The sequence below is a fragment of the Erwinia sp. B116 genome (genome assembly GCF_002865965.1).
GTDB lineage: Bacteria > Pseudomonadota > Gammaproteobacteria > Enterobacterales > Enterobacteriaceae > Erwinia.
This window is the reverse complement of the sequence record NZ_JRZZ01000004.1, coordinates 134,621-159,445: the sequence shown is the minus strand read 5'-3', so window position 1 is coordinate 159,445 and position 24,825 is coordinate 134,621. Positions and strand designations below refer to the sequence as shown.

The window sequence follows — 24,825 nt, the reverse complement described above, 5'->3', positions numbered from 1 at the left end:
TGGAGAAGCTGATCGCCGTCGGCGTGGCCGCCGATCGCTTTGCGGGCGTGATGGCGCTGGCGCACGCGCACCCGCCGGTGTACGCCGCGCTGGGCATGCATCCGATGGCCATCGCCGATCATAGCGAACAGGGGCTGGCGGCACTGCGCCAGCAGCTGGAGCTGCGTGACCCGAAGCTGGTGGCGATCGGTGAGATCGGCCTCGATCGCTACATCGACGATCCGCAGTTCGATCGCCAGCAGGCGCTGCTGGACGATCAGCTGCGCCTGGCGCGCGATTACGATCTGCCGGTGATCCTGCATTCGCGGCGTACCCACGACACGCTGGCGCAGCATCTGCGGCGCATCGACGTGCCGCGGCGCGGCGTGGTGCACGGCTTTGCCGGCAGCGAACAGCAGGCGCTGGCGTTTATCCGCGCCGGTTATGCCATCGGCGTCGGCGGCACCATTACCTACCCGCGAGCCAGCAAAACGCGTAACGCTATCGCCCGCCTGCCGCTGAGCGCGCTGCTGCTGGAAACCGACTCGCCGGATATGCCGCTGCAGGGCTGGCAGGGGCAGCCCAACCGCCCGGAGCGGCTGCGCGAGGTGTGGCAGGTGTTGTGTGAGCTGCGCCCGGAATCCCCGCAGCAGATCGCGGAAGCGATCCGTGAAAATACCCGCCTGATCTTCCGCCTGTAAAACTCGCCTGTTAAAAAATGCGCCTGGGTGGCGCAGACACCCTTACAAAATGTTATTATATTAACATTGCGGGCTGCCGCCGGTGATCGCGCTGTCTGCGGCTGCAGCTGGGTGGTTATTGTGATGAAGATCACTTTAACTGTAACGCTTATGAAAACGCTTTCTTTCAATCGTGACTTTCGTCGCAAAACCACTCTGGGTGAATTGTTATAATTATAACATTCCCGCTCCGGGAGGGCGGCGACAACGCCACGCCAACGTAATCCGCTTTTGGAGAAAATGATGACTGATGTAACCCAGGCCGCGGTACGCGCGCTGAAGCTGATGGATCTGACCACCCTCAACGATGACGATACCGACGAGAAGGTGATCGCGCTGTGCCACCAGGCCAAATCCCCGGCGGGCAATACCGCGGCGATCTGCATCTATCCGCGCTTTATCCCGATCGCCCGCAAAACGCTGCGCGAGCAGGGCACCCCGGACGTGCGCATTGCCACCGTCACTAACTTCCCGCACGGTAACGATGATATCGACATTGCGCTGGCCGAAACCCGCGCGGCGATCGCCTACGGTGCCGATGAGGTGGACGTGGTGTTCCCGTACCGCGCGCTGATCGCCGGTAACGAGACGGTTGGCTTTGAGCTGGTAAAAGCCTGTAAAGCCGCCTGCGCAGACGCCGGCGTGCTGTTAAAAGTGATTATCGAAACCGGTGAGCTGAAAACCGAGGCGCTGATCCGCCAGGCGTCAGAGATCGCCATCAACGCCGGTGCCGACTTTATCAAGACCTCTACCGGTAAAGTACCGGTGAACGCCACGCCGGAGGTGGCGGAGATCATGATGCGCGTTATCGCCGAAAAAGGCGTGCAGCAGCAGGTTGGTTTTAAACCTGCCGGCGGCGTGCGCACCGCCGACGACGCGGCAGTTTACCTGAAGCTGGCCGACGACATTCTCGGCAGCGAGTGGGCCGACGCGCGCCACTTCCGCTTTGGTGCTTCAAGCCTGCTGGCCAGCCTGCTGAACGCGGCCGGTTTCAGCGGTGCCAAAAGCGACAGCAAGTACTGATATTAACCGGGGGTGACCGTGTTTCTGCCGCAGGAAATTATTCGTAAAAAACGTGATGGTCAGGCGCTGAGTGAAGAGGAGATCCGTTTCTTCATCAACGGCGTACGTGACAATACGGTGTCAGAGGGGCAGATCGCCGCGCTGGCGATGACCATCTTCTTCCATGATATGTCGCTGCCCGAGCGGGTGGCGCTGACCATGGCGATGCGCGACTCCGGCTCGGTGCTGAACTGGCAGGGGCTGGGGCTGAACGGACCGGTGGTGGATAAGCACTCCACCGGCGGCGTCGGCGACGTGACCTCGCTGATGCTTGGCCCGATGATTGCCGCCTGCGGCGGTTATGTGCCGATGATCTCCGGCCGCGGGCTGGGGCACACCGGCGGCACCCTCGACAAGCTGGAAGCGATCCCCGGGTTCGATATCTTCCCGCAGGACGATCGCTTCCGTCAGATTATTAAGCAGGTGGGCGTGGCGATTATCGGCCAGACCCAGTCGCTGGCCCCGGCGGATAAGCGTTTCTACGCCACCCGTGATATCACCGCCACCGTGGATTCGATCCCGCTGATCACCGCCTCGATCCTCGCCAAGAAGCTGGCCGAAGGGCTGGATGCGCTGGTGATGGACGTTAAAGTCGGGTCCGGCGCCTTTATGCCGACCTTTGAGCTGTCGCTGGCGCTGGCGGAATCGATCGTCGGCGTGGCTAACGGCGGCGGCTGTAAAACCACCGCGCTGCTGACCGATATGAACCAGGTGCTGGCCTCCAGCGCCGGTAACGCGCTGGAGGTGCGGGAAGCGGTGCAGTTCCTCACCGGCAGCTACCGTAACCCGCGCCTGCTGGAAGTGACCCTCGCCCTGTGCAGCGAAATGCTGATCTCCGGCGGGCTGGCGACCTCAGCGGCAGACGCACAGCAGCAGCTGATGACGGTGCTGGATAACGGCCGCGCGGCCGAAGTGTTTGCCCGCATGGTGGCGGCGCAGAACGGCCCGGCTGACTTTATTGAACGCATGGACAGCTATCTGCCTGCGCCAACGCTGAGCAAAGCGGTTTACGCGCAGCGTGCCGGCGTGGTCGGCGCAATGGACACCCGCGCGCTGGGAATGGCGGTGGTCGCGATGGGCGGCGGCCGCCGCCAGGCCAGCGACAGCATCGATTACAGCGTCGGCTTCAGCGAGATGGTGCAGCTGGGGGATTCGGTAGATGCTGAACGTCCGCTGGCGATTATCCACGCGTCGAGCGAAGCCAGCTGGCAGGAAGCGGCGCTGGCGGTGCAGCATGCCGTGCAGGTCGGCGATACCGCACCGGCTGCGACGCCAGTTATCTATCGCAGAATTACGCAATAAGCGGTATTCTGTTCTGATCGCATTTTTTTAATGCTCACCGCGACAATCGCGCAGGAGACCAGGATGAAACGTGTATTTATCATGGTGCTGGATTCGTTTGGAATCGGCTCCAGTAAAGACGCCGATCGCTTTGGCGATGCAGGCTCGGATACCCTTGGCCACATCGCCGAGGCGTGCTTCAACGGGGAAGCGGATAAAGGACGTCAGGGGCCGCTGCATTTGCCGAATCTGACGGCGCTGGGGCTGGGTAAAGCGGCGGAGGCCTCCACCGGTCGCTTCCCGCCGGGGCTGGATAAAGACGCTGAAATTACCGGCGCTTATGCTTACGCCAGCGAGCTGTCGTCCGGCAAAGATACGCCGTCCGGCCACTGGGAAATTGCCGGCGTGCCGGTGCTGTTCGACTGGGGCTACTTCAGCGACGTCGAGAACAGCTTCCCGCAGGCGCTGCTCGACGAGCTGGTGGAAAAGGCGCAGCTGCCGGGCTATCTCGGTAACTGCCACGCCTCGGGGACGGTGATCCTCGACAGGCTGGGCGAAGAGCATATGAAAAGCGGCAAGCCGATTTTCTATACCTCCGCGGATTCGGTGTTCCAGATTGCCTGCCATGAAGAGACTTTCGGGCTGGATCGTCTGTACGAACTCTGTGAAATCGCCCGTGAAGTCCTCACCGAAGGCGGCTACAACATTGGCCGGGTGATCGCCCGTCCGTTCGTCGGCGACAAGGCCGGCAGCTTTGAACGCACCGGCAACCGTCACGACCTGGCGGTAGAGCCGCCGTCCGCCACCGTGCTGAAAAAGCTGGTGGACGAGCAGGGCGGTGAGGTGGTGTCCGTCGGTAAAATCGCCGATATCTATGCCCACGTCGGCATCACCAAAAAGGTGAAGGCCACCGGGCTGGACGCGCTGTTTGACGCAACGGTGAAAGAGATGGCGATTGCGCCGGATAACAGCATCGTGTTCACCAACTTCGTTGACTTTGACTCCACCTGGGGCCACCGTCGCGATATTCCGGGCTATGCCGGCGGGCTGGAGCTGTTTGACCGCCGCCTGCCGGAGCTGATGGCGCAGGTGAAAGAGGGTGATATCCTGATCCTCACCGCTGACCACGGCTGCGATCCAAGCTGGCCGGGCACTGAACACACCCGCGAACATATTCCGGTGCTGATCTACGGCCCGGGCGTCAAGCCGGGTTATCTGGGCTACCGCGATACCTTCGCCGATATCGGCCAGACCGTGGCACGCTATTTTGGCCTATCCGATATGGATTACGGCAAATCAATGCTGTAAAACAGCGCACCTCATTCTGTAACCGGGGCGAAAGCCCCGGCATGACTTTAAAAGGATAACAACATGGCTACGCCTCATATTAACGCTGAACTGGGTGATTTCGCCGACGTGGTACTGATGCCGGGCGATCCGCTGCGCGCTAAGCACATCGCGGAAACCTTCCTGGATGGCGCGGTTGAAGTGAACAACGTGCGCGGCATGCTCGGTTACACCGGCACCTATAAAGGCCGTAAGATCTCGGTGATGGGTCACGGTATGGGCATCCCGTCCTGCTCGATCTACGCCAAAGAGCTGATCACCGACTTCGGCGTGAAGAAGATCATCCGCGTGGGTTCCTGCGGCGCGGTGCGTGAAGACGTGAAGCTGCGTGACGTGGTGATCGGGATGGGTGCCTGCACCGATTCCAAAGTGAATCGCATGCGCTTCAAAGACCACGATTTTGCGGCGATTGCCGACTTCGACATGGTGCGTAACGCGGTTGACGCGGCCAAAGCGCTGGGCGTGGACGCGCGCGTCGGCAACATCTTCTCCGCCGACCTGTTTTACAGCCCGGATCCGCAGATGTTCGACGTGATGGAGAAGTACGGCATCCTCGGCGTGGAGATGGAAGCGGCCGGTATCTACGGCGTGGCGGCAGAGTTCGGTGCGAAAGCGCTGACCATCTGCACCGTGTCGGACCATATCCGCACCCACGAGCAGACCACCGCTGCCGAACGCCAGACCACCTTCAACGATATGATTAAGATCGCGCTGGAGTCGGTACTGCTGGGCGACAACGCCTGATAAACCGGTGAGGCCGGCCCCCGGCCTCACCGTTCACCCGGCTCACTCGTTCGGCGGGCTGCCGCCGGGTAATTCGCCGTACCCCCCTTTCTTTCAGCAATCCCCTCGGTTTTTCAGCCGGATCGCCGGTCAGCACGCGTTTTTTGATCCACTCTGCCTTTCAGTCGCGGCCTCAGGCTGTTCAGCTACGATCGCGGGCAGCTCGCCTTTTCCGTACCACGCTGCTGCGCAGCTCAGCGTTCAGCAACTGAGCGGCGATACGCTTTTTCCTGGTTGTTTTTTGTGCTTTTCTGGCGGGGTAATGTCCGCTATTATCTATTCACAGATAACCATTTTTTATTTAAATTTTTTGTTAAAAAACAATTTTTTAGTTTAATTTTATCTATTCATAAATCTATTCAGGAATCTATTCATTGTGTCCGATCTCACTGCACTGCTGTTAGGCGGGCCGCTGGATGCGGCCACCCTGCAGGCCAGGCTGGACGTCAGCCAGGCGACGCTGTCACGGCTAATCCAGGCGGAGCCGCAGGTGCTGAAAACCGGCCGCGCCCGCGCCACGCGCTATCTGCTGCTGCGCCCGCTGCGCGGCGAGAGCGCCTTTCCGCTGTGGCAAGTGAACGCCGCCGGCCAGGCGCAGAGCAGCGGCACGCTGTATACGGTGTGGCCGGTGGGCCACTGCGTGGTTGAGTCGGCGGCAGGCGGCTGGCAGCACTTTGCCGGTCTGCCCTGGTATCTCAGCGATATGCGGCCGCAGGGGTTTCTCGGGCGGGCCTGGGGGCGCGACTGCGCGCAGCGGCTGGGGCTGACGGAAGATATCCGTCAGTGGGGGGAGGATGAGTGCCTGCTGGCGCTCAGCCACGCCGGCAGCGATATTCCGGGCAACTGGCTGGTGGGCGATGACAGCTACCGGCGGTGGCTGCAGGCTTCATCACCGCTAGCGCTTCGGCAGGCGGAAAAAGCCGCTGCGTATCCGCAGCTGGCCAGCCGGGCGCTGGCGGGTGAGGAGCCCGGCTCATCCGCCGGGGGGGAACAGCCAAAATTCACCTGCTACGCCGGGGGGGAGCACGGCGGCGCGGCCCATCTGCTGGTCAAATTTACCCCGGCGCGCAGCAATGAGAACAGCCAGCGCTGGCGCGATCTGCTGTATGCGGAAGCGCTGGCGCTGCGGCTGATGAATGAGTACGGGCTGGCGGCGGCGGAGGCGACGCTGCTGGACGCGGATAACGGCCAGCGCTTTCTGGAGGTGGTGCGCTTTGACCGGCAGGGCAGCCGCGGCCGTGACGATATGGTTTCGCTGGAAGCGGTGCAGGCGGAGTTTACCGGCAGCCAGCGCCACTGGCCGGAGGCGCTGGCGGAGCTGGTCCGGCAGAAGCGGCTCGGCGCTGCTGATGCCGAACGCGGCACGCTGCAATGGGCCTTCGGACGGCTGATTGCCAACGGTGATATGCACGCCGGCAACCTGTCATTTTTCCTGCGGGACGGGCGTCTGACGCTGACGCCGGCCTATGACATGCTGCCGATGAGCTTCGCGCCGGGCGCTACCGGGCAGATGCGCGACAGCGCGCCGGAGCTGAAGCTGGATCTCAGCCTCAACCGCGCCTGCTGGCAGACGGCCTGGCAGATGGCGGATAGCTACTGGCAGCAGTTGAGTGAAGAGGCCGCCTGCAGCGCTGATTTTCAGCGGCTGGCGGCGGAGATGCGGGAAAAACTGTCAGAGCTTACGGGGCAGATCGCGCGGATGGCCTGAGGGTGCTACCGCCCGGATGGCCGGGCGGGGCCATGCGGGCACTCCGCTGGCGACGGATGGCGTTGCCAAAGCTTTAGTCGTTGCTGATGGGGTTTCGGCACAGGGCCGTACCCTCAGCCTTTGTGGATGTCTTAACGGCTGTGCCCGCTGCCGCGCTTATTCATGTCGTCATCGCGGCCTTTAGCGCTGCCGGCGTTTCCTTTATCGTTCTCTGCGCTGACGCCGTCGAAGCTGACGGCATTGTTGCCCTCTTTGTTGAGGATGGCACCGATGCTCTCTTTATTGCCGCCGCCGCTGCTCCCGGCGCTGATGCTGGTCTCTTCAGCCTGGTCGTCCTGCGGGTCGCCATCATGGATGCGAATGGTCAGGCCGCTGCCCTGGCTGGCATTGTCCGGCTCCTCTTCATCATCCTCTCTGACCGGATTATTGGCGGTTAACAGGAACGGTGACTGCTGCCAGCGGGTGCGGCGGTCGCGCAGCAGGGTACGGGTGAGAATAATGCCGATGGCCAGCGCCAGCAGCAGCATCAGGCGCAGAATATTGGTGGTGTTATCCACCTGGCGGGATTCGGTGACCAGCACGTGGGTATCCAGCGTCACGCGCAGAAAGCCGCGCGGCCCCTCTTTGCTGGCCAGCGGCTGCACAATCTGATGGTTGAAGTAGCTGCCGGCCCGCTGACCGTCCAGCGCCAGCCTGTCGCGCACGTTGATGCTCTCGCCGCTGTGCGCCAGCAGCGAGCCTTCATCGTCGTAGACCGAGGCGTCAAGAATGCGGCTGTCGTGGGTCAGCTGGTCGAGGGTATCGACGATTTTCTGGTGGTTATCGTCGCTGTTATCCATCAGCGGCGTCAGGCTCCACGCCACCTGGCGCGTCAGAGTGTGCGCCAGCTCTTCCACCTGCTCCGAGCGCGCCATCTGGTGGCCGAGGCTGAACCAGGAGGCACCCTGCATCAGCACCACCAGCAGCGCCAGGCTGATCAGTACGATCACCGTGCGGTGCAGGCGAAATTTCAGTTTGGCTTTAGCCATCACAACCCTTCAAAAATGGTGGAACGATCCTCGCTTTATGTTGCCAGAAGGCGGCCTGACAAGGTAGCCTTTCGCCAGGTTTTATACTGGTCCGGTGAGCGGGCGGCGAGGCGCGAGGCGCTCTGCACGCTCATCCACCGCATAACAATGCTTAATCAGTCCCTGCAGGAGCCGTAATGCCGAATAGTCTGACCTGGTGCGATCTGCCCGCCGATGTTTCCGAATGGCCGGGTTTACCCCTTTCCCTGAGCGGCGATGAAGTGATGCCGCTGGACTACCGTGCCGGGCGCACCGGTTGGTTACTGTACGGACGCCAGCTGGATAAAGCGGCGCTGACCGCCTACCAGCATCGCCTGGGTGCCGCGATGGTGATCGTCAGCGCGTGGAGCATTGAGGATTATCACGTGGTACGCCTGGCCGGCTCACTGACGCCGTTTGCCGCGCAGCTGGCCCACGACGCCGGGCTGGACGTGGCGCCGCTGGGTAAAATTCCGCACCTGAAAACGCCGGGCCTGCTGGTGATGGATATGGACTCCACCGCGATTGAGATCGAGTGCATCGACGAGATCGCTAAGCTGGCCGGCAGCGGCGAGCTAGTGGCAGAAGTGACCGAACGGGCCATGCGCGGCGAGCTGGACTTTGCTGCCAGCCTGCGCCAGCGCGTCGCCACCCTGAAGGGGGCGGACGCCAATATTCTGAAGCAGGTGCGTGACGAGCTGCCGCTGATGCCGGGCCTGACCTCGCTGGTGCACAAGCTGCAGGCGCTGGGCTGGCAGGTGGCGATCGCCTCCGGCGGCTTCACCTACTTTGCCGAATACCTGCGTGACAGCCTGCACCTGTCGGCGATTGCCGCCAACGTGCTGGAGATCCGCGATGGCAAACTGACCGGTGAAGTGCTGGGCGATATCGTTGATGCACAGTACAAAGCGAACACCCTGCGCCAGCTGGCTGAACGTTTCGGCATCGCGCCGGAGCAGACCGTGGCCGTGGGTGATGGCGCTAACGATCTGCCGATGATCAAAGCCTCCGGGCTGGGCATTGCCTACCACGCCAAGCCAAAAGTGAACGAACAAACAGAAGTGACCATTCGCCATGCCGATCTGATGGGGGTGTTCTGCATCCTCAGCGGCAGCCTGATCCACGAAGAACGTTAAGGGGAAGCTTTGGCCAAAGCGGTAAAACGTGCCTTTGTCTGCAACGAATGCGGTGCAGACTACCCACGCTGGCAGGGGCAGTGCAGCGCCTGCCAGGCCTGGAACACCATCACCGAGATGCGGCTTGCCGCCTCACCTGCCGCGGCGCGTAACGAGCGCCTCTCCGGCTATGCGGGCAGCGTCGCCGGCCCGAGCCGGGTGCAGAAACTCTCCGAAATCAGCCTCGAAGCGCTACCGCGCTTCAGCACCGGTTTTAAAGAGTTTGACCGCGTGCTCGGCGGCGGCGTGGTGCCCGGCAGCGCCATTCTGATCGGCGGTAACCCCGGCGCGGGGAAAAGTACCCTGCTGCTGCAGACGCTGTGCAGGCTCTCTGAGTCGATGAAAACTCTCTACGTCACCGGTGAAGAGTCGCTGCAGCAGGTGGCGATGCGCGCCCACCGGCTGGGGCTGCCGGCCGAAAACCTCTATATGCTGTCGGAAACCAGCATCGAGCAGATCTGCCTGATCGCCGAACAGGAGCAGCCGAAGCTGATGGTGATCGACTCGATCCAGGTGATGCATATGGCCGACATCCAGTCGTCGCCGGGCAGCGTGGCGCAGGTGCGCGAAACCGCCGCCTATCTCACCCGTTTTGCCAAAACCACCGGCGTGGCGATCGTGATGGTCGGTCACGTCACCAAAGACGGCTCGCTGGCCGGGCCCAAGGTGCTGGAGCACTGCATCGACTGTTCGGTGCTGCTGGACGGCGACGCGGACTCGCGTTACCGCACCCTGCGCAGCCATAAAAACCGCTTCGGCGCGGTGAATGAGCTGGGGGTGTTTGCCATGACCGAGCAGGGGCTGCGCGAGGTCAGCAACCCGTCGGCGATCTTCTTAAGCCGCGGCGACGAAGTAACCTCCGGCAGCTCGGTGATGGTGCTGTGGGAGGGCACGCGGCCGCTGCTGGTTGAGATCCAGGCGCTGGTCGATCACTCGATGATGGGTAACCCCCGGCGCGTGGCGGTGGGGCTGGAGCAGAACCGGCTGGCGATCCTGCTGGCGGTGCTGCACCGTCACGGCGGCCTGCAGATGGCCGACCAGGACGTGTTCGTTAACGTGGTTGGCGGCGTCAAGGTCACCGAGACCAGCGCCGACCTGGCGCTGATGCTGTCGATGGTCTCCAGCCTGCGCGATCGTCCGCTGCCGCAGGATCTGGTGGTGTTCGGTGAAGTGGGGCTGGCCGGAGAAATCCGCCCGGTGCCGAGCGGCCAGGAGCGCATCTCTGAGGCGGCCAAGCACGGCTTCCGCCGGGCGATCGTGCCCGCGGCCAACGTGCCGAAGAAGATGCCGGAAAACATGAAGGTGTACGGCGTAAAAAAACTGGCGGATGCGCTGTCGATCCTTGACGACCTGTAATCATACGCGGACGCGCTGTTGAGCCCCGACGACCTGTGATTACACGCGGATGCGCTGTCGGGCCCCGGCGTTCGGTAATGACAGACTGATGTGCCGCCGGTGCCCGGCAGACTATACTCAACGGCGGGCTGTGATCGCCCGCCATCCCCCGCAGGAGGCTTGTTGTGTCGTCATTTGACTATCTGAAAACGGCTATTCGTCAGCAGGGCTGCACGCTGCAGCAGGTGGCGGATGCCAGCGGTATGACCAAGGGCTACCTCAGCCAGCTGTTGAACGCCAAGATTAAAAGCCCCAGCGCGCAGAAGCTGGAAGCCCTGCACCGGTTTCTCGGGCTGGAGTTTCCGCGTCGTGAGAAGACCATCGGCGTAGTGTTCGGCAAGTTTTACCCGCTGCATACCGGCCATATTTACCTGATCCAGCGCGCCTGCAGCCAGGTGGACGAGCTGCATATCATCATGGGCTATGACGAGCCGCGTGACCGCCAGCTGTTTGAAGACAGCGCGATGTCGCAGCAGCCGACGGTCAGCGATCGCCTGCGCTGGCTGCTGCAGACCTTTAAGTACCAGAAAAATATTCGCATCCACTCGTTTAACGAAGAGGGGATGGAGCCCTATCCCCACGGCTGGGACGTCTGGAGCCGCGGCGTGAAGGCGTTTCTCGACGATCGCGGCATCGTGCCCGACCGTATCTACACCAGCGAAGAGGGGGACGCCGAACAGTTCAGCGCCCATCTGGGCGTAGAGACGGTAGTCATCGACCCAAAGCGCACCTTTATGAGCATCAGCGGCGGGCAGATCCGTCAGGACCCGTTCCGCTACTGGGAGTATATTCCTACCGAAGTGAAGCCGTTCTTTGTGCGCACCGTGGCGATCCTCGGCGGCGAGTCGAGCGGCAAGTCGACGCTGGTCAACAAGCTGGCAAACATCTTCAACACCACCAGCGCGTGGGAGTTTGGCCGCGATTACGTCTTCTCGCACCTGGGTGGCGACGAGATGGCGCTGCAGTACTCCGACTACGATAAAATCGCGCTGGGCCAGGCGCAGTACATCGACTTCGCGGTCAAGTACGCTAACAAGGTGGCGTTTATCGACACCGACTTTGTCACCACTCAGGCATTCTGCAAAAAGTACGAGGGACGTGAGCACCCGTTCGTGCAGGCGCTGATCGACGAATACCGCTTTGACCTGGTGATTCTGGTAGAGAACAACGTGCCCTGGGTGGCCGACGGCCTGCGCAGCCTCGGCAGCTCGGTGGATCGCAAAGAGTTCCAGGAGCTGCTGATCGCCATGCTCAACGAGAACGACATCAGTTTTGTACGCGTCGAGCAGGATAACTACGACGAGCGCTTCCTGCGCTGCGTGGAACTGGTGCGCGAGATGCTGGGGGCGTAAGCCCCTGCAGCGGGCAGGCCGGAGCGCTGCCCGCTGCGTTCACGTCGTGCGGGGCCTGGTGGCGGTCTGGCGCAATGTCAGCCGGCTAGTAGACCATCACCACTTTCCCACGCATATGGCCTTCCAGCACCAGCCGGTGGGCCTCGGTCAGCGTCTCAACGCTCAGGCCGTGCAGGGTGGTGCTCAGCGAGGTGCTGATTTTGCCTCCATCCAGCAGTTTTGCGGTAGCGTCGAGGATCTCTCCCTGACGGGCGATATCCGGCGTGGTGAACATGCTGCGGGTGTACATAAATTCGAAGTGCAGCGCGGCGCTTTTCAGCTTCAGCTGATCCATCGCCAGCGGCTTTTCGTTCTCAACGATGGTGCAGATCTGCCCCTGTGGCGCAATCAGCTGGCCGATCGCCGGCCAGTGACCGTCGGTGTCGTTCAGGCAGAAGATATAGTCGACCTGCTTAATGCCGTGTTTCTCCAGCTCGCCTGCCATATCTTTATAGTCGATCACCAGGTCGGCACCGCGATCGCGGCACCACTGCGCCGAATCGGGGCGCGAGGCGGTGGCAATCACTTTCACCTGACTGTGCAGCTTCGCGAAAGGAATGGCCAGTGAGCCGACGCCGCCCGCACCGCCGATAATCAGCAGGGTTTTGCCTTCGCCATCGCGATCTATATGCAGGCGGTCAAACAGCCCTTCCCAGGCGGTCAGCGCGGTCAGCGGAATGGCCGCCGACTCTGCCCAGTTAAGCGTTTCAGGTTTGTGGCCGGTGATGCGCGCATCGACCAGCTGTTGCGTGGCGTTGCTGCCGGGGCGGGTGATATCCCCGGCATAATACACCTCATCGCCGGCCTTAAAGCCGCTCACTTTGCTACCGACGGCCAGTACCACGCCACTGGCATCCCAGCCCAGCACGCGCGGCTGCTGCAGGCCGTTTTTCTGCGCACCCTTATGTACCTTGGTATCCACCGGGTTAACGGAGGCGGCTTTTACTTCCACCAGCAGGTCGTACTCGCCCGGCTGCAGCTGTGGTTGTTCAATGGCGATAAACTGCTGTGGGTTTTTCGGGTCAATGGCAATAGCTTTAACAGTCATTCTGATTCTCCTTGATTGATACACAGAGTGTAGAAGCTGCACGGCTGGATGATAATATGGACAATAACGCAAACACTGTTCTTTCAGGGTGAACAATCATGTTTAAGCAGCTGCAGGATATGGCGCTGTTCGCGCTGGTCGCCGAATGCGGCAGTTTCACCGCCGCCGCCGCGCGCGCAGGCCTGCCGAAGTCCAGCGTCAGCCAGCGGATCGGTCAGCTGGAACAGTCGCTGGGGCTACGTCTGATTAACCGCACCACCCGCCAGCTGAATCTGACCTTCGCCGGCGAGCGCTACCTGGTACACTGCCAGGAGATGCTGCAGGCCAGCGAGCGGGCCGGGCAGGCGATTGAGCGGCTGCGCGATAATCCCAGCGGCCGCCTGCGCATCACCTCTCCCGCAGGGATCGGTGCCACGCTGCTGGCGCGGGTGAATGCCGCTTTTCAGCGTGAATACCCGGACGTGACGCTGGAGGTGTTTGTCTCAGATACGATCCGCGATCTGGTGCAGGAGGGCTTTGATATCGCCCTGCGCACCGGGCAGCCGCAGGATTCATCGCTGATCGGACGACGGGTTGGCTACTGCGACCGGCTGCTGGTGGCCTCGCCGGATTATCTGGCCGCGCATGGACCGTTGCTGCATCCGCGCCAGCTGGCAGAACACCGCTGTATTGCCCATCAGGCGTGGAATGAGTGGCTGTTAAAGCGTGAAGACGACTACTATCGCTGGTTGCTGCCGCCGGCGCATATGACCGACAACCTGGTGTATGCCCGCGAGTGCGCGCTGCACGACGCCGGTATTACCCTGCTGCCGCGCTTTCTCAGCGAAGAGTCGGTGCAGGCGGGTCGTCTGGTGCAGGTGCTGCCGGCGTGGCAGATGGAGGGCAACGAACTGTGGCTGGTCTACCCGAGCCGCAAGCTGAATTCGCCGGCGCTGGCCTGTTTTATCGACTTTGCGCTGCAGTCACCCCAGTTGCGCCAGTTCTATTGTTGAAATGCGATATTTAATACTGATGTCATTAATATATTAACCCTCATCATCCTGGTCTGAATTCTACCAGGCTGATAGTATCTGATTGTAATTATGCTTTACTATCTGGTTATTTGGGTTTTTTTATTATGATGAAGATTTTAACCGCGCTCTCAATTTCAATTTTTACTTTGCCTGTGTTTGCGGTTGATTTAAAGGTTAATGTCAGTGGTGAGGTTTTTTTTCCTCCGTGTGTTATTAATAACGGCAAGGCAATTGATGTCGATTTAGGTAGCATCAACTATGATGACATCAATGGAATTAATAATGCCAAATCAGTAGATATCCCGGTTAGCTGCACTTATTATGAACCTGCTCCTTATGTCACCTTCATGGGGGCGGTGCTGCCTGGTGCCCCGAACAATGTTCTTAAAGCAGATAAAGATGTCGACAGTGCAGTTAGTATGGGTATTGCACTTTACGAGGGGGAGGGGGTAGCTAAAGATCGTGCTATTAATATTACTGGCCTGACCTCAGGCTTTCCCCTGCAGAATGGCGCTATTAAAGGATTTACGCTCACCGCTGTTCCCTTTAAAAATAGCACCAAACCCTTTAGCGGAAATTTCAGGGCAACGGCTGTGATGACAGTAAAGTATCTGTGATTTATCCGTGTCTGTACATTAAATTAGTGGGTTTATAATGAGAATTTTAAAAACACCAGGTTTTTTAAATGTCCTGGTTCCTTTGATGTCTGTTATCAGTTCAGCAGCCGTTGCTGGCTATAACAATATCCTGTGGGTGCCGGTCAGTAAGGATATCATTCCTCAGGTAACCTTATCTGATAACCAGAGTAGTAATTTAACAAAAATGATTTCGATTAAGCCGTTCTCTGGCTATGCGCAAATGAAGGCCGTGGATGCTGAGTGCGTCAGTTTTTCAAAGAACGGCACTAAAATGTCGACCCAATGGATAAAATATCCTAATAGCGGTGAGTTACCGGGTGGTCTAAAGTGGTCGTTAACGTTAAATCCAGCTGGAGCCGGTGGACCTTATCCTGGGAACGAGGTCGGTGGAACAAATGACTACAAATTCATGCCTTTTGCACAAAAAACAGAACCTTATAAAAATCAGTCTTGCATAAAAACAGGGGGTATAGTCAGCTGGACGATATCTTCTGGTGGGATACTAACCGGTACGCTGAGTTTTGATGAGGCTCAGGCTCGGCCTGGTGTTTATAACCTGGTTATACCGCTGTCCTGGGGTTATGAAGAAAATAAAATTTCGGGTGGTGACAGCGGCAAGGTTTGGCAAAGGATTGGGGGAGCACTCAATGAAGGCACCATGGTTATGGCGCAGACAACATTTACGCTGCAGTCTCAATGCAGTTATAATATGAACGATATTAATCTGTCCCATGGATCGATAACTCTTGATGGCCATACTACTTCCTATCCTTCCAACAACTATCCGTTGCAAATTAAATGTAAGAACGGAACGACCACTGTTAACGTGTCCATTGTTGGCAACAGCCTGGTACCTGGTAAAACGGAGAACTTCACGCCCTGTGGCGAGGGTGGGAATTGTGAACTGACATTTGATACATCAATAAAAAATGACGTGTGGAACGAAAAAATTGATGTTAATGGTCATGAAACCATCAACGTTAAGTCCAGTTACCACCCTGGCAGCAGTCCGGTAGCGGGAAAATTTAATGGCAGTGGCATCTTAAAAATCAGAGTAGAGTAATTCTCACCCTGCGCGTTTTCAGTAAAAAAAAAGCGGGTTTCCCCGCTTTTTTCATTACTTGGTCATACGCTTATACTTGATACGCTTCGGCTCCAGCGCTTCGGCGCCCAGCGTGCGTTTCTTGTACTCTTCGTACTCGGTAAAGTTACCTTCGAAGAACTCGATCTTACCTTCATCCTGGTAGTCCAGAATGTGGGTGGCGATACGGTCAAGGAACCAGCGGTCATGCGAGATCACCATCGCGCAGCCCGGGAACTCCAGCAGGGCGTTTTCCAGCGCGCGCAGGGTTTCGATGTCCAGGTCGTTGGTTGGTTCATCCAGCAGCAGCATGTTGCCGCCAACCTGCAGCAGCTTCGCCAGGTGCAGACGACCGCGCTCACCACCGGAGAGTTCACCGACGCGTTTGCCCTGGTCGACGCCTTTAAAGTTAAAGCGGCCGACGTAGGCGCGGCTTGGCATCTCGGTGTTGCCGATACGCATAATATCCTGTCCACCGGAGACTTCTTCCCACACGGTTTTGCTGTTATCCATACTGTCGCGGAACTGATCGACGGAAGCCAGCTTAACGGTTTCACCCAGCACGATATCGCCGGAGTCAGGCTGCTCCTGACCGGACATCATGCGGAACAGGGTGGATTTACCCGCGCCGTTCGGGCCGATGATGCCGACAATCGCGCCCTTCGGTACAGAGAAGGAGAGATCGTCAATCAGCAGGCGGTCGCCGTAGGATTTACGCAGGTTGCTGACTTCCAGCACTTTGTCACCCAGACGGGCACCCGGCGGAATAAACAGTTCGTTGGTTTCGTTACGCTTCTGGTATTCGGTGTTGTTCAGCTCTTCAAAGCGGGCCAGACGCGCCTTACCTTTCGACTGCTGGCCTTTGGCACCTTTACGCACCCACTCCAGCTCTTTCTCAATCGATTTGCGGCGGGCGGCTTCGGAAGAGGCTTCCTGCGCCAGACGTGCGTCTTTCTGCTCCAGCCAGGAGGAGTAGTTACCTTCCCACGGGATGCCTTCGCCGCGGTCCAGCTCGAGGATCCAGCCGGCTACGTTGTCGAGGAAGTAACGGTCGTGGGTGATCGCCACCACGGTGCCCTCGAAGTCGTGCAGGAAGCGTTCCAGCCAGGCCACGGATTCTGCATCCAGGTGGTTGGTAGGTTCGTCCAGCAGCAGCATGTCCGGTTTTTCCAGCAGCAGGCGGCACAGCGCCACGCGGCGGCGTTCACCACCTGACAGGTTAGCCACTTTCGCATCCCAGTCCGGCAGGCGCAGCGCATCGGCAGCACGCTCCAGCTGAGTATTCAGGTTGTGGCCGTCGTGGGCCTGGATAATCTCTTCCAGTACGCCCTGCTCTTTGGCCAGTTTGTCGAAGTCGGCGTCTTCTTCCGCGTACAGTGCGTACACTTCATCCAGACGCTTCAGCGCACCGACCACTTCGGCTACCGCCTCTTCCACCGACTCGCGCACGGTGTGTTCAAGATTCAGCTGGGGTTCCTGCGGCAGATAGCCGATTTTCAGGCCCGGCTGCGGACGTGCTTCGCCTTCGATATCTTTATCGATGCCGGCCATGATGCGCAGCAGGGTGGATTTACCCGCACCGTTCAGACCCAGTACGCCGATCTTGGCACCCGGGAAGAAGCTGAGGGAGATGTTTTTTAAAATATGACGCTTCGGCGGAACGACTTTGCCGACGCGATGCATGCTGTAGACGAATTGAGCCACGGTAGGGAGAGCCTCTTTTCTGGTTGCCCGTTCAAACCACGGAGTTTAGCTGTTTTCCCCGCTTAATCACAGCCGGATGACGGTGGAATATCCTGAATTCAGCGGCGAGGGTTTGAGGGATAAACACCTGCCACTATGCCGCTTTTATTGACTTACAGATCATGGTGATATCGATGGGGGGGTGAACGCGGCGGAGAGCCAGGCCGGCGTTGAGATCCCTGTGTGGGTCACTCTCCGGCGAGGCGGTTAAGGTGTCAGCACCGGAATGCCCGCATCCCACGCCGGTACGCTGTCGCTTATCAGCGTGTCAAAGGCACCGAGTTCGGCGATGCGGGCGGGCAGAACCTTGCCAAACTTGCTGCTGTCGGCCACCAGGTATTTGATGCGGGCGCGTTGAAGCGCCAGGTGTTTAATCGGCAGTTCGTTAAGGTTGTAGCAGCTGGCACCCTGCTGCGGGTCGATGCCCGCCGCTGAAATAAAGGCCTTATCCGGGCACAGGCTGTCCATCACCTGCGGCTGCCCCAGCGGAGTAAAGATGGCGTTATCCGGGTGGAACTCGCCGCCGCAAAGGATCACCCGGCAGGCCGCTTTCTCCTTCAGCGCCAGAAAGGTGTTCATCGCACAGCAGACGGCGGTGAAGGGCAGCGCGTCGTCAATCGCTTCAATAATCCAGGGTACGGTGGTGCCACAGTCAAACCACACCGTTTCACTGGCGACAATCAGGCTGGCGGCCAGTTCGCCGAGCGCTTTTTTCTCTGCGATATGCTGCCCCTGCTGATCGGAGACAAAATAGTGCACCTGGTTACGCAGCGGATCGCCGACCACATAGCCGCCCAGCAGCACCACCGGTGCCTGGCCATCGCTGAGATCGCGGCGAATGGTCATCTCCGAGACGCCCAGCTGGCGGGCGGCCTCCCGCAGATGCAGTTTATCGGTGCGTTTCAGCAGCTGAGCCAGCTTTGAGATGCGCTCGTCGCGCCGGGTTTCCATTGTGCTTTTAATTTCCATTGTCGCCGCTGAGAAGTGAAGGTGAACGATTGTTGTGAGCAACAGCCAGCCTGCAGTTTACCCGCAGAGAGAGAGTGGCGTAAACCGTCGGGGAAGAAAGGTGGTGAGGAACAGGGCGGCGGGCCGCCCTGTTGGCTTAGGCCGCCGTAGTGCGTGTGAGCGGGCGGGGGGGCAGCAGCGCGGCGCGGATCGCCTCATGGCAGAGGATGATCGAGTGATGGCTGGCGGCCAGCGGGATCACCTGCAGCTGCGAGCAGATCTGACCCAGACCGTTGTCGGTGATGGCCAGTAGTTCAGCGCCGTCCATGCCCTCCAGGCTGAGGTCGGCAAACTCGGTGGCTTTAAACAGCGTGACGCGGCTGTGGCACAGCGGAGCGCTGAGCGGCTGGTTGTTCATCGCCAGTTCGGTGGCCTCGGCCCGCAGCGCCCGTTCCGCGGCTTCGCCTTCAATACCGAGCATCGCCAGGATCGGCGCCAGCATGCCGGGAACGATACGCTGCTGCAGCGGGGTCTGGTAAAGACTGTCCAGCAGGCACAGGTGGATATTCCGGTAGCCGCGCTGCTCCAGCTGTGACGCCATCTCCAGCGCGATTACCCCACCCAGAGACCAGCCGAGCAGGCGGATCGGCTGGTCCGGCGGCGTCCCCTCCGTAAGCAAATGCTGCAGATAGTAGCCCGCCAGTGCCGACAGGCTGGCGATCGGTGGCTGGTGGAACAGGTTGTAATTGTTAACGCCGATGGCGTTGAGCTGCCCCGTCAGGGCGTCGGCCAGCTCGCGGTAGATTTCACAGCCAACCACCGCCGGATGCACCATCCAGACTTCACCGCCGGCGGTCGGCGGATTGAGCCGCTGGGTCAGGCGAAAGGCCTGCGGCGGCTGATTGAGCTGCAGCAGGAGTTTTTGCAGCGGCAGCGGCGTGGCGGCGCTGGCATCCGTCGTGGGCTGTATACGCCGTTGCGTAATCATCTCCGCCTGCGCGCTCAGCGTAGCGTGGGCAAACAGGTTTTTCATCTGCAGCGCCACCCCGTCGCGTTTCAGCCGTACCATCAGCTGAATAGCGTGCAGCGAGTGGCCGCCCAGCGCGAAGAAGTCATCGTCGCGGCCGACCCGATCAACCTGTAAAATTTCCTGCCACAACGCGGCCAGCTGACATTCGTCTTCCCCCTCCGGCGCCTGCCATGCGCGCTGCAGCGGCTGCAGGGTCGGCTGCGGCAGCGCGTTACGATCCAGCTTGCCGTTGGGCGACAACGGTAGCGCCTGCAGGGGGATAAACAGCGCCGGGATCATTGACTCCGGCATCACCTTTTTCAGCTGCTGCCGCAGCGACTCCGCCTGTACGTGCTGCTCCGCGGCCACCAGCCACGCCACCAGACGCTTATCGCCGTGGCCGTCGTCGCAGGCGCTGACCACCGCATCCTCTACGCCCTCCAGCGCGATCAGCTGCTGTTCAATTTCCCCCAGCTCAATACGCACGCCGTGGATCTTGACCTGAAAGTCGTTGCGGCCCAGGTACTCAATGCTGCCGTCGGGCAGGCGGCGCGCCAGGTCGCCGGTTTTGTACAGCCGGGCAGCGGGGTCGTTGCTGAACGGATCGGCAATAAAACGCTCGGCGTTCAGCTCCGCGCGGTTCAGGTAGCCGCGCGCTACCTGCACGCCGCCAATGTGCAGCTCTCCGTGGGTGCCGGGGGGCAGCGGTTGCAGCTGGCGATCGAGAATATAGAGGCGGGTGTTGGCGACCGGCCTGCCGATCGGCACCTGCGCATCGTCCGCGCGGCAGTGCCAGTATGAAACGTCGACGGCGGCTTCGGTGGGGCCATAGAGGTTATGCAACTCTGCCGCCGGCAGCAGCTGATAGAAACGCTGTACCACCGTCAGCGGCAGGGCTTCGCCGCTGCACATCACTTTTTTCAGGCTGGCACACTGAGCCATCTCCGCATGGCGTAAAAACAGCTGCAGCATTGACGGCACAAAATGCAGCGTGGTGACCCGCTGTTCGGCGATAAAGGCGCTCAGATAGTCCGGATCCTGATGGCCGCCGGGGCGGGCGATCGCCAGCCGGGCGCCGACCATCAACGGCCAGAAGAACTCCCACACCGAGACGTCAAAGCTGAACGGGGTTTTCTGCAGTACGGTATCGGCGGCGGTCAGCTGATACTGCTGTTGCATCCACTGCAGCCGGTTCATCACCCCGAGGTGCTCGTTCATCACCCCCTTGGGTTTGCCGGTAGAGCCGGAGGTATAGATGACATAGGCCAGCGAGCGCTGTGGCTGCTCCGCAACGTCAGGCAGGTTGTCCTGCGGCAGAGTCTGCCAGCGGTGCGCGTCGCGCTGCAGATGATAGTGGTGGATATCGGCGGGTAGCAGCGGCAACAGCGCCTGTTCGCCGGCATCATCCAGCAGCGCCAGCCGGGCACCGCAGTCGCCGATCATATGGCGCAGACGGTCGGCCGGGTAGTCAGGATCCAGCGGTACGTAAGCGCCACCGGCTTTCAGGATAGCCAGCAGTGCCACCACCATCTCAGCGCTGCGGGCGGCACACAGCGCTACGCGCTGGTCGGGTACGACGCCGCTGACGCGCAGCTGCGCGGCCAGCTGATTAGCCTGCTGGTTAAGCGACAGGTAGCTGAGCGCCAGCCCTTCGCCGCACAGTGCGGGGGCGTCTGGCGTGCGCAGCACCTGCTGTTCAAACCAGCGGTGGATGCCGCCGGGCAGCAGCCAGCGGCGATCCGTCTGGTTCCACTGGCCGAAGACCCGTTGCTGTTCGTCCGGCAGCAGCAGCGGAATGGTCGCCAGCGGCACCTCTGCGTTGCTGTCCAGAACGTGGGCCAGCATCTGCATCAGGCGGTTGGCGCTGCGCTCTGCCTGTTCGGCGCTGAACCAGGCCTGGTTGAAGTTGAACTCGACCAGCGGCTCATCCTGCGGATGGTAGTGGCGCAGATAGACGCCCAGCGGCAGTTGCTCAAAGCCGTGGTGCATAATTTCCACCTTCAGACGGCTGCCCTCCAGCTCAATATCGGTAGGAAACACCTCCAGCGAAAAACTCAGGTCGAACAGCTGGCGGCGGCCCTGCTGGCCGAGTTTCAGGTGACGGTTAAGTTCGGCGACAGGGAAACGCTGGTGGCGGTAGCAGCGGCGCAGCTCGGCAGCGATCTGTTGCATCAGGGCGCTGAACGGCTGGCGGTGGTCGATCTGCAGGCGCAGCGGGATCATCGACGAGAACATGCCCAGCGTCTGCTTGTGCTGCGCTCCGCTGCGGTTGTGCACCGGGATGCCGATGATCGCCTCATCCACCTGCTTCAGGCGCGCCGACCAGCAGGCCAGCAGCGCGACCATCAGATGCATCGGCGAACAGCCGTGGGCGGCAGACAGCGCGCTGAGCCGGGCGAAAGCGGCCAGCGACAGGTGACGGTTGATCTGCTGGCTGGGGCAGGGACCCGCCGTTTCATACCCCGGACGGCGTTCCAGCGGGTGAAGCTGTACGTCGCTGAAGCGGCTCAGCCAGAAGGCGCGGTCCCGTTCATAGCGGGTGGATGTCTGGTAGGCGCAATCGTTGGCGATAAATTCACCGTAACCCACGATCGGGCCATCGTCCGCCTGCACTCCGTTTTTTAATTTTTTATAACGCTCCACGATGGTTGCGCTCAGCAATGATATAGACGTGCCGTCGGCAATCAGATGATGAGCGCTGATTAACCACAAGTGGTGGTTCTCATCTGTTTTAATCATCAGGCAGCGCCAAAGTAATTCATCGTACAGTTTGAAGGGAGAATTGAATCGTTCTTTCAGGAAATAACGGGCTTTCGCGGCAGCCTCTTTTTCCTGACTAAAGTTGTGGTATTCAAGATGAATGCCTTTTGTTGGTACTGTCGTCTGCACAATGCCGGACTCACTCTCTTCCAGCCGGGTCCTCAGCGCATCATGCTCGGCAAGGGTTTGATTTATTGCCTTATTAAACAGTTGGATATCAATATCTCTCTCAATTCGCCACAGTGTGCCGACGTTATAGCAGGGTGTTTCCGGGGTCAGCAACTGGTCGAGCCAGACGGCCTGTTGTACGCTGGTTAACGGATAATTAGACACGCGGGGGCCTCCATTAAAGGATCGGTAATTTTTTATCGCTACAGTACGGGAAAGTAGTATAGGAATATTTCTGAAATATGAAATGAAATTAGTTTATTTCGTTATGAGCATTTTTCAGTTTCCATGCGGGATAATATTTTTCGTTATGAGATTTAAGTCTCATAATGAGATTTCAGTTTAATTAAAATTAAAAAATGAGAATTATCAGGACGCGGTTAACCTGGGATTATTTCGTTTTCGGTAGCCGAACGCCGCCGGTGCGGCAGGCGCATTCGCCAGATTATCAGGGACAATTCCGTAAATATTTGTGCAGTGCATGGCAGAAGCTGCCAGGGCACGTTAGCATGAGAGGGGTTATTCAGGATCAATCAGGTAAAGTGGGGAGCGTCATGGCAGACAAGTGGCAGTGGTGGCTGGCGGCAGCCTGTGTAGCGGCAACGGTGGGCAGCGCCCGCGCGGATTCGCTGGATGAACAGCGGGCGCGTTATCTGCAGATTAAGCAGGCGTGGGACAGTAAACAGATGGACACCGTTGAGCGGCTGATGCCGACGCTGCGCGATTATCCGCTGTATCCCTATCTTGAATATCGCCAGCTCACTCAGGATCTCGGGCAGGAGACCGGGCTGGCGATCAACGCCTTTATTCAGCGTTATCCGACGCTGCCGCCGGTGCGTTCGCTGCCGGCACGATTTGTGAATGAACTGGCCCGCCGCGAAGACTGGCAGGGGCTGCTGGTGTTCAGCCCGCAGGAGCCAAAACCGGTGGCCGCCCGCTGTAACTGGTATTACGCCAAATGGGCCACCGGCCAGCAGCAGGTCGCCTGGGACGGAGCCAAATCGATCTGGCTGACCGGCAGTTCGCTGCCCGCCAGCTGCGACAAGCTGTTTACCGTCTGGCAGCAGGCGGGGCAGCAGAATCCGATCACTACTCTGGAACGCATCCGGCTGGCGATGAAGGCCGGCAACGGCAGCCTGGTCAGTTTCCTCGCTAAACAGCTGCCGGAGGATTACCAGACTATCGCCAATGCGGTGATGGATCTGCAAAATAATCCGGCCAACGTTGAAGGATTCGCCCGCAGCGTCGGCCCGACCGACTTTACCCGCCAGGCGACGCTGATTGGCTTTACCGCGCTGGCACGTAAGGACGCGGAGAGCGCCCGCCAGATGGTCCCGTCGCTGATTCAGCTGCAAAAGCTCGATGAGCAGCAGGCACAGGAGTTTAAAGAGGCGGTAGCCTGGCAGCTGATGGGCAAGGATGTCACCAGCGATCAGGCGCGCTGGCGTGATGACGTGGTGATGCGCACCGAGTCGACCACGCTGCTGGAGCGCCGGGTGCGCATGTCGCTGGGCAATAACGACCGCCGCGGCCTGAACACCTGGATCGCCCGCCTGCCGCTGGAAGCGAAAGCGAAAGACGAGTGGCAGTACTGGCAGGCCGACCTGCTGCTGGAGCGCGGACGCAAGGAGGAAGCCGGGGATATTCTGCGCAAACTGATGAAAGAGCGCGGCTTCTATCCGATGGTGGCCGCCCAGCGCCTCGGTGTCGACTATCCGTTACAGATTGACCGCGCGCCGGCTGTTGACAACAGCCTGACCGGCGGCCCGGAGATGGCCCGCGTGCGCGAGCTGATGTACTGGGGGATGGATAACCTGGCGCGCAGCGAGTGGAGCTATCTGGTGACCAGCCGGCCGACCGCGCAGCAGCAGATGCTGGCCAGCTACGCCCGTCAGCAGAACTGGTGGGATCTCAGCGTACAAACCACCATCACCGGCAAGCTGTGGAACAGCCTGCAGGAGCGCTTCCCGCTGGCCTGGCAGCCGCAGTTCACTCGTGCGGTGAGCGATAAGAGCATCCCGCCGAGCTACGCAATGGCCATCGCCCGTCAGGAGAGCGCGTGGAACCCGAAAGCCCGTTCACCGGTCGGGGCCTCCGGGCTGATGCAGGTGATGCCGGCCACCGCGCAGCATACGGTGACCAAATTCGGCATCCCGGGCTACAGCAACAGCAGCCAGCTGCTGGACGCCGAGACCAATATTCAGATCGGTACTCAGTATCTGGAGTCGGTCTATCAGCAGTTCGGCCAGAACCGCATCTTTGCCTCGGCGGCCTACAATGCCGGGCCGGGCCGGGTGCGCACCTGGCAGGGCAACAGCGCCGGGCAGCTGGACGTGGTGGCGTTCATTGAAACCATTCCGTTCTCGGAAACGCGTGGCTACGTGAAGAACGTACTGGCCTACGACGCCTATTACCGCTACTTCCTCGACAAACCTGACCGGCTGTTCTCCGACAGCGAATGGCAACAGCGCTACTGACCGCCTGCGCCGCAGATGCGCGGGCAGCTTCAC

At 60.0% G+C, this 24,825-nt stretch carries 17 protein-coding genes and 1 pseudogene; 13 read left to right on the top strand and 5 right to left on the bottom strand.

The genetic code is table 11. The features are described from left to right. From NV64_RS04890 to yjjJ, 6 genes are all read left to right on the top strand, one after another. Window positions 1-680 (top strand): TatD family hydrolase (locus NV64_RS04890; RefSeq protein WP_101505477.1); only part of this gene is annotated, 680 nt, incomplete at its 5' end. Between the two features lie 282 nt (window positions 681-962). After that, the gene (gene deoC, locus NV64_RS04885; protein ID WP_056236381.1) at window positions 963-1,742 is read left to right on the top strand and encodes a deoxyribose-phosphate aldolase; all 780 of its coding nucleotides are present in this window, start codon (window positions 963-965) and stop codon (window positions 1,740-1,742) included. 18 nt (window positions 1,743-1,760) lie between these two features. Continuing rightward, a complete protein-coding gene (gene deoA / locus NV64_RS04880) occupies window positions 1,761-3,083 on the top strand; it encodes a thymidine phosphorylase (protein ID WP_056236382.1) in 1,323 nt (440 codons plus the stop codon). A gap of 63 nt (window positions 3,084-3,146) precedes the next feature. Next, the gene (gene deoB, locus NV64_RS04875) at window positions 3,147-4,370 is read left to right on the top strand and encodes a phosphopentomutase (RefSeq protein WP_056235805.1); all 1,224 of its coding nucleotides are present in this window, start codon (window positions 3,147-3,149) and stop codon (window positions 4,368-4,370) included. A gap of 63 nt (window positions 4,371-4,433) precedes the next feature. Continuing rightward, entirely contained in the window at window positions 4,434-5,153 is a 720-nt protein-coding gene (gene deoD, locus NV64_RS04870; protein WP_056235810.1) for a purine-nucleoside phosphorylase, read from the top strand. 415 nt (window positions 5,154-5,568) lie between these two features. Further along, window positions 5,569-6,900 carry a type II toxin-antitoxin system HipA family toxin YjjJ gene (yjjJ, locus tag NV64_RS04865; RefSeq protein WP_101505436.1) on the top strand — a complete coding sequence of 444 codons (1,332 nt, stop codon included), beginning with the start codon at window positions 5,569-5,571 and terminating at the stop codon, window positions 6,898-6,900. 383 nt (window positions 6,901-7,283) lie between these two features. Here the strand turns inward: yjjJ and NV64_RS04860 are convergent. Then, window positions 7,284-7,928, bottom strand: a pseudogene (locus tag NV64_RS04860) (YtjB family periplasmic protein); the annotation flags it as partial. 176 nt (window positions 7,929-8,104) lie between these two features. On the opposite strand from NV64_RS04860, the gene serB reads away from it, so the two are divergent. The 3 genes from serB to nadR all read left to right on the top strand — a co-directional run bounded on the left by serB (window position 8,105) and on the right by nadR (window position 11,868). Further along, window positions 8,105-9,082, top strand: coding sequence for a phosphoserine phosphatase (gene serB / locus NV64_RS04855; RefSeq protein WP_056235817.1), 978 nt, complete (start codon window positions 8,105-8,107; stop codon window positions 9,080-9,082). 9 nt (window positions 9,083-9,091) lie between these two features. Continuing rightward, the gene (radA, locus tag NV64_RS04850) at window positions 9,092-10,477 is read left to right on the top strand and encodes a DNA repair protein RadA (RefSeq protein ID WP_101505435.1); all 1,386 of its coding nucleotides are present in this window, start codon (window positions 9,092-9,094) and stop codon (window positions 10,475-10,477) included. Window positions 10,478-10,641: 164 nt separating this feature from the next. Then, window positions 10,642-11,868, top strand: coding sequence for a multifunctional transcriptional regulator/nicotinamide-nucleotide adenylyltransferase/ribosylnicotinamide kinase NadR (gene nadR, locus NV64_RS04845; protein ID WP_056235819.1), 1,227 nt, complete (start codon window positions 10,642-10,644; stop codon window positions 11,866-11,868). 85 nt (window positions 11,869-11,953) lie between these two features. Here the strand turns inward: nadR and NV64_RS04840 are convergent, their stop codons facing one another. Further along, window positions 11,954-12,955, bottom strand: a complete 1,002-nt coding sequence (locus NV64_RS04840; RefSeq protein ID WP_101505434.1) for a zinc-binding alcohol dehydrogenase family protein — start codon at window positions 12,953-12,955, stop codon at window positions 11,954-11,956. A gap of 95 nt (window positions 12,956-13,050) precedes the next feature. On the opposite strand from NV64_RS04840, the gene NV64_RS04835 reads away from it, so the two are divergent. The 3 genes from NV64_RS04835 (at window position 13,051) to NV64_RS23090 (ending at window position 15,669) form a co-directional block, all read left to right on the top strand. After that, the gene (locus NV64_RS04835) at window positions 13,051-13,947 is read left to right on the top strand and encodes a LysR family transcriptional regulator (RefSeq protein ID WP_056235825.1); all 897 of its coding nucleotides are present in this window, start codon (window positions 13,051-13,053) and stop codon (window positions 13,945-13,947) included. A gap of 125 nt (window positions 13,948-14,072) precedes the next feature. Further along, window positions 14,073-14,585, top strand: a complete 513-nt coding sequence (locus tag NV64_RS04830; RefSeq protein WP_056235827.1) for a fimbrial protein — start codon at window positions 14,073-14,075, stop codon at window positions 14,583-14,585. Between the two features lie 37 nt (window positions 14,586-14,622). Beyond that, window positions 14,623-15,669, top strand: coding sequence for a hypothetical protein (locus tag NV64_RS23090; RefSeq protein ID WP_146005446.1), 1,047 nt, complete (start codon window positions 14,623-14,625; stop codon window positions 15,667-15,669). 54 nt (window positions 15,670-15,723) lie between these two features. Here the strand turns inward: NV64_RS23090 and ettA are convergent, their stop codons facing one another. From ettA to NV64_RS04815, 3 genes are all read right to left on the bottom strand, one after another. Continuing rightward, a complete protein-coding gene (gene ettA, locus NV64_RS04825; protein ID WP_072166348.1) occupies window positions 15,724-17,391 on the bottom strand; it encodes an energy-dependent translational throttle protein EttA in 1,668 nt (555 codons plus the stop codon). A 246-nt stretch (window positions 17,392-17,637) separates the two neighbouring features. Continuing rightward, a complete protein-coding gene (gene deoR / locus NV64_RS04820) occupies window positions 17,638-18,381 on the bottom strand; it encodes a DNA-binding transcriptional repressor DeoR (RefSeq protein WP_056236384.1) in 744 nt (247 codons plus the stop codon). 154 nt (window positions 18,382-18,535) lie between these two features. Further along, a complete protein-coding gene (locus NV64_RS04815) occupies window positions 18,536-22,480 on the bottom strand; it encodes a non-ribosomal peptide synthetase (RefSeq protein ID WP_101505433.1) in 3,945 nt (1,314 codons plus the stop codon). A gap of 389 nt (window positions 22,481-22,869) precedes the next feature. On the opposite strand from NV64_RS04815, the gene sltY reads away from it, so the two are divergent. Further along, window positions 22,870-24,792 carry a murein transglycosylase gene (sltY, locus tag NV64_RS04810; RefSeq protein ID WP_056235834.1) on the top strand — a complete coding sequence of 641 codons (1,923 nt, stop codon included), beginning with the start codon at window positions 22,870-22,872 and terminating at the stop codon, window positions 24,790-24,792. Window positions 24,793-24,825: the final 33 nt, after the last annotated feature.

Coding starts and splice junctions, on each gene's coding strand:
- deoC (WP_056236381.1), top strand. CDS start 963: ATGACTGATGTAACCCAGGCCGCGGTACGCGCGCTGAAGCTGATGGAT.
- deoB (WP_056235805.1), top strand. CDS start 3,147: ATGAAACGTGTATTTATCATGGTGCTGGATTCGTTTGGAATCGGCTCC.
- deoD (WP_056235810.1), top strand. CDS start 4,434: ATGGCTACGCCTCATATTAACGCTGAACTGGGTGATTTCGCCGACGTG.
- serB (WP_056235817.1), top strand. CDS start 8,105: ATGCCGAATAGTCTGACCTGGTGCGATCTGCCCGCCGATGTTTCCGAA.
- NV64_RS04840 (WP_101505434.1), bottom strand. CDS start 12,955: ATGACTGTTAAAGCTATTGCCATTGACCCGAAAAACCCACAGCAGTTT.
- NV64_RS04830 (WP_056235827.1), top strand. CDS start 14,073: ATGATGAAGATTTTAACCGCGCTCTCAATTTCAATTTTTACTTTGCCT.
- NV64_RS23090 (WP_146005446.1), top strand. CDS start 14,623: ATGAGAATTTTAAAAACACCAGGTTTTTTAAATGTCCTGGTTCCTTTG.
- deoR (WP_056236384.1), bottom strand. CDS start 18,381: ATGGAAACCCGGCGCGACGAGCGCATCTCAAAGCTGGCTCAGCTGCTG.
- sltY (WP_056235834.1), top strand. CDS start 22,870: ATGGCAGACAAGTGGCAGTGGTGGCTGGCGGCAGCCTGTGTAGCGGCA.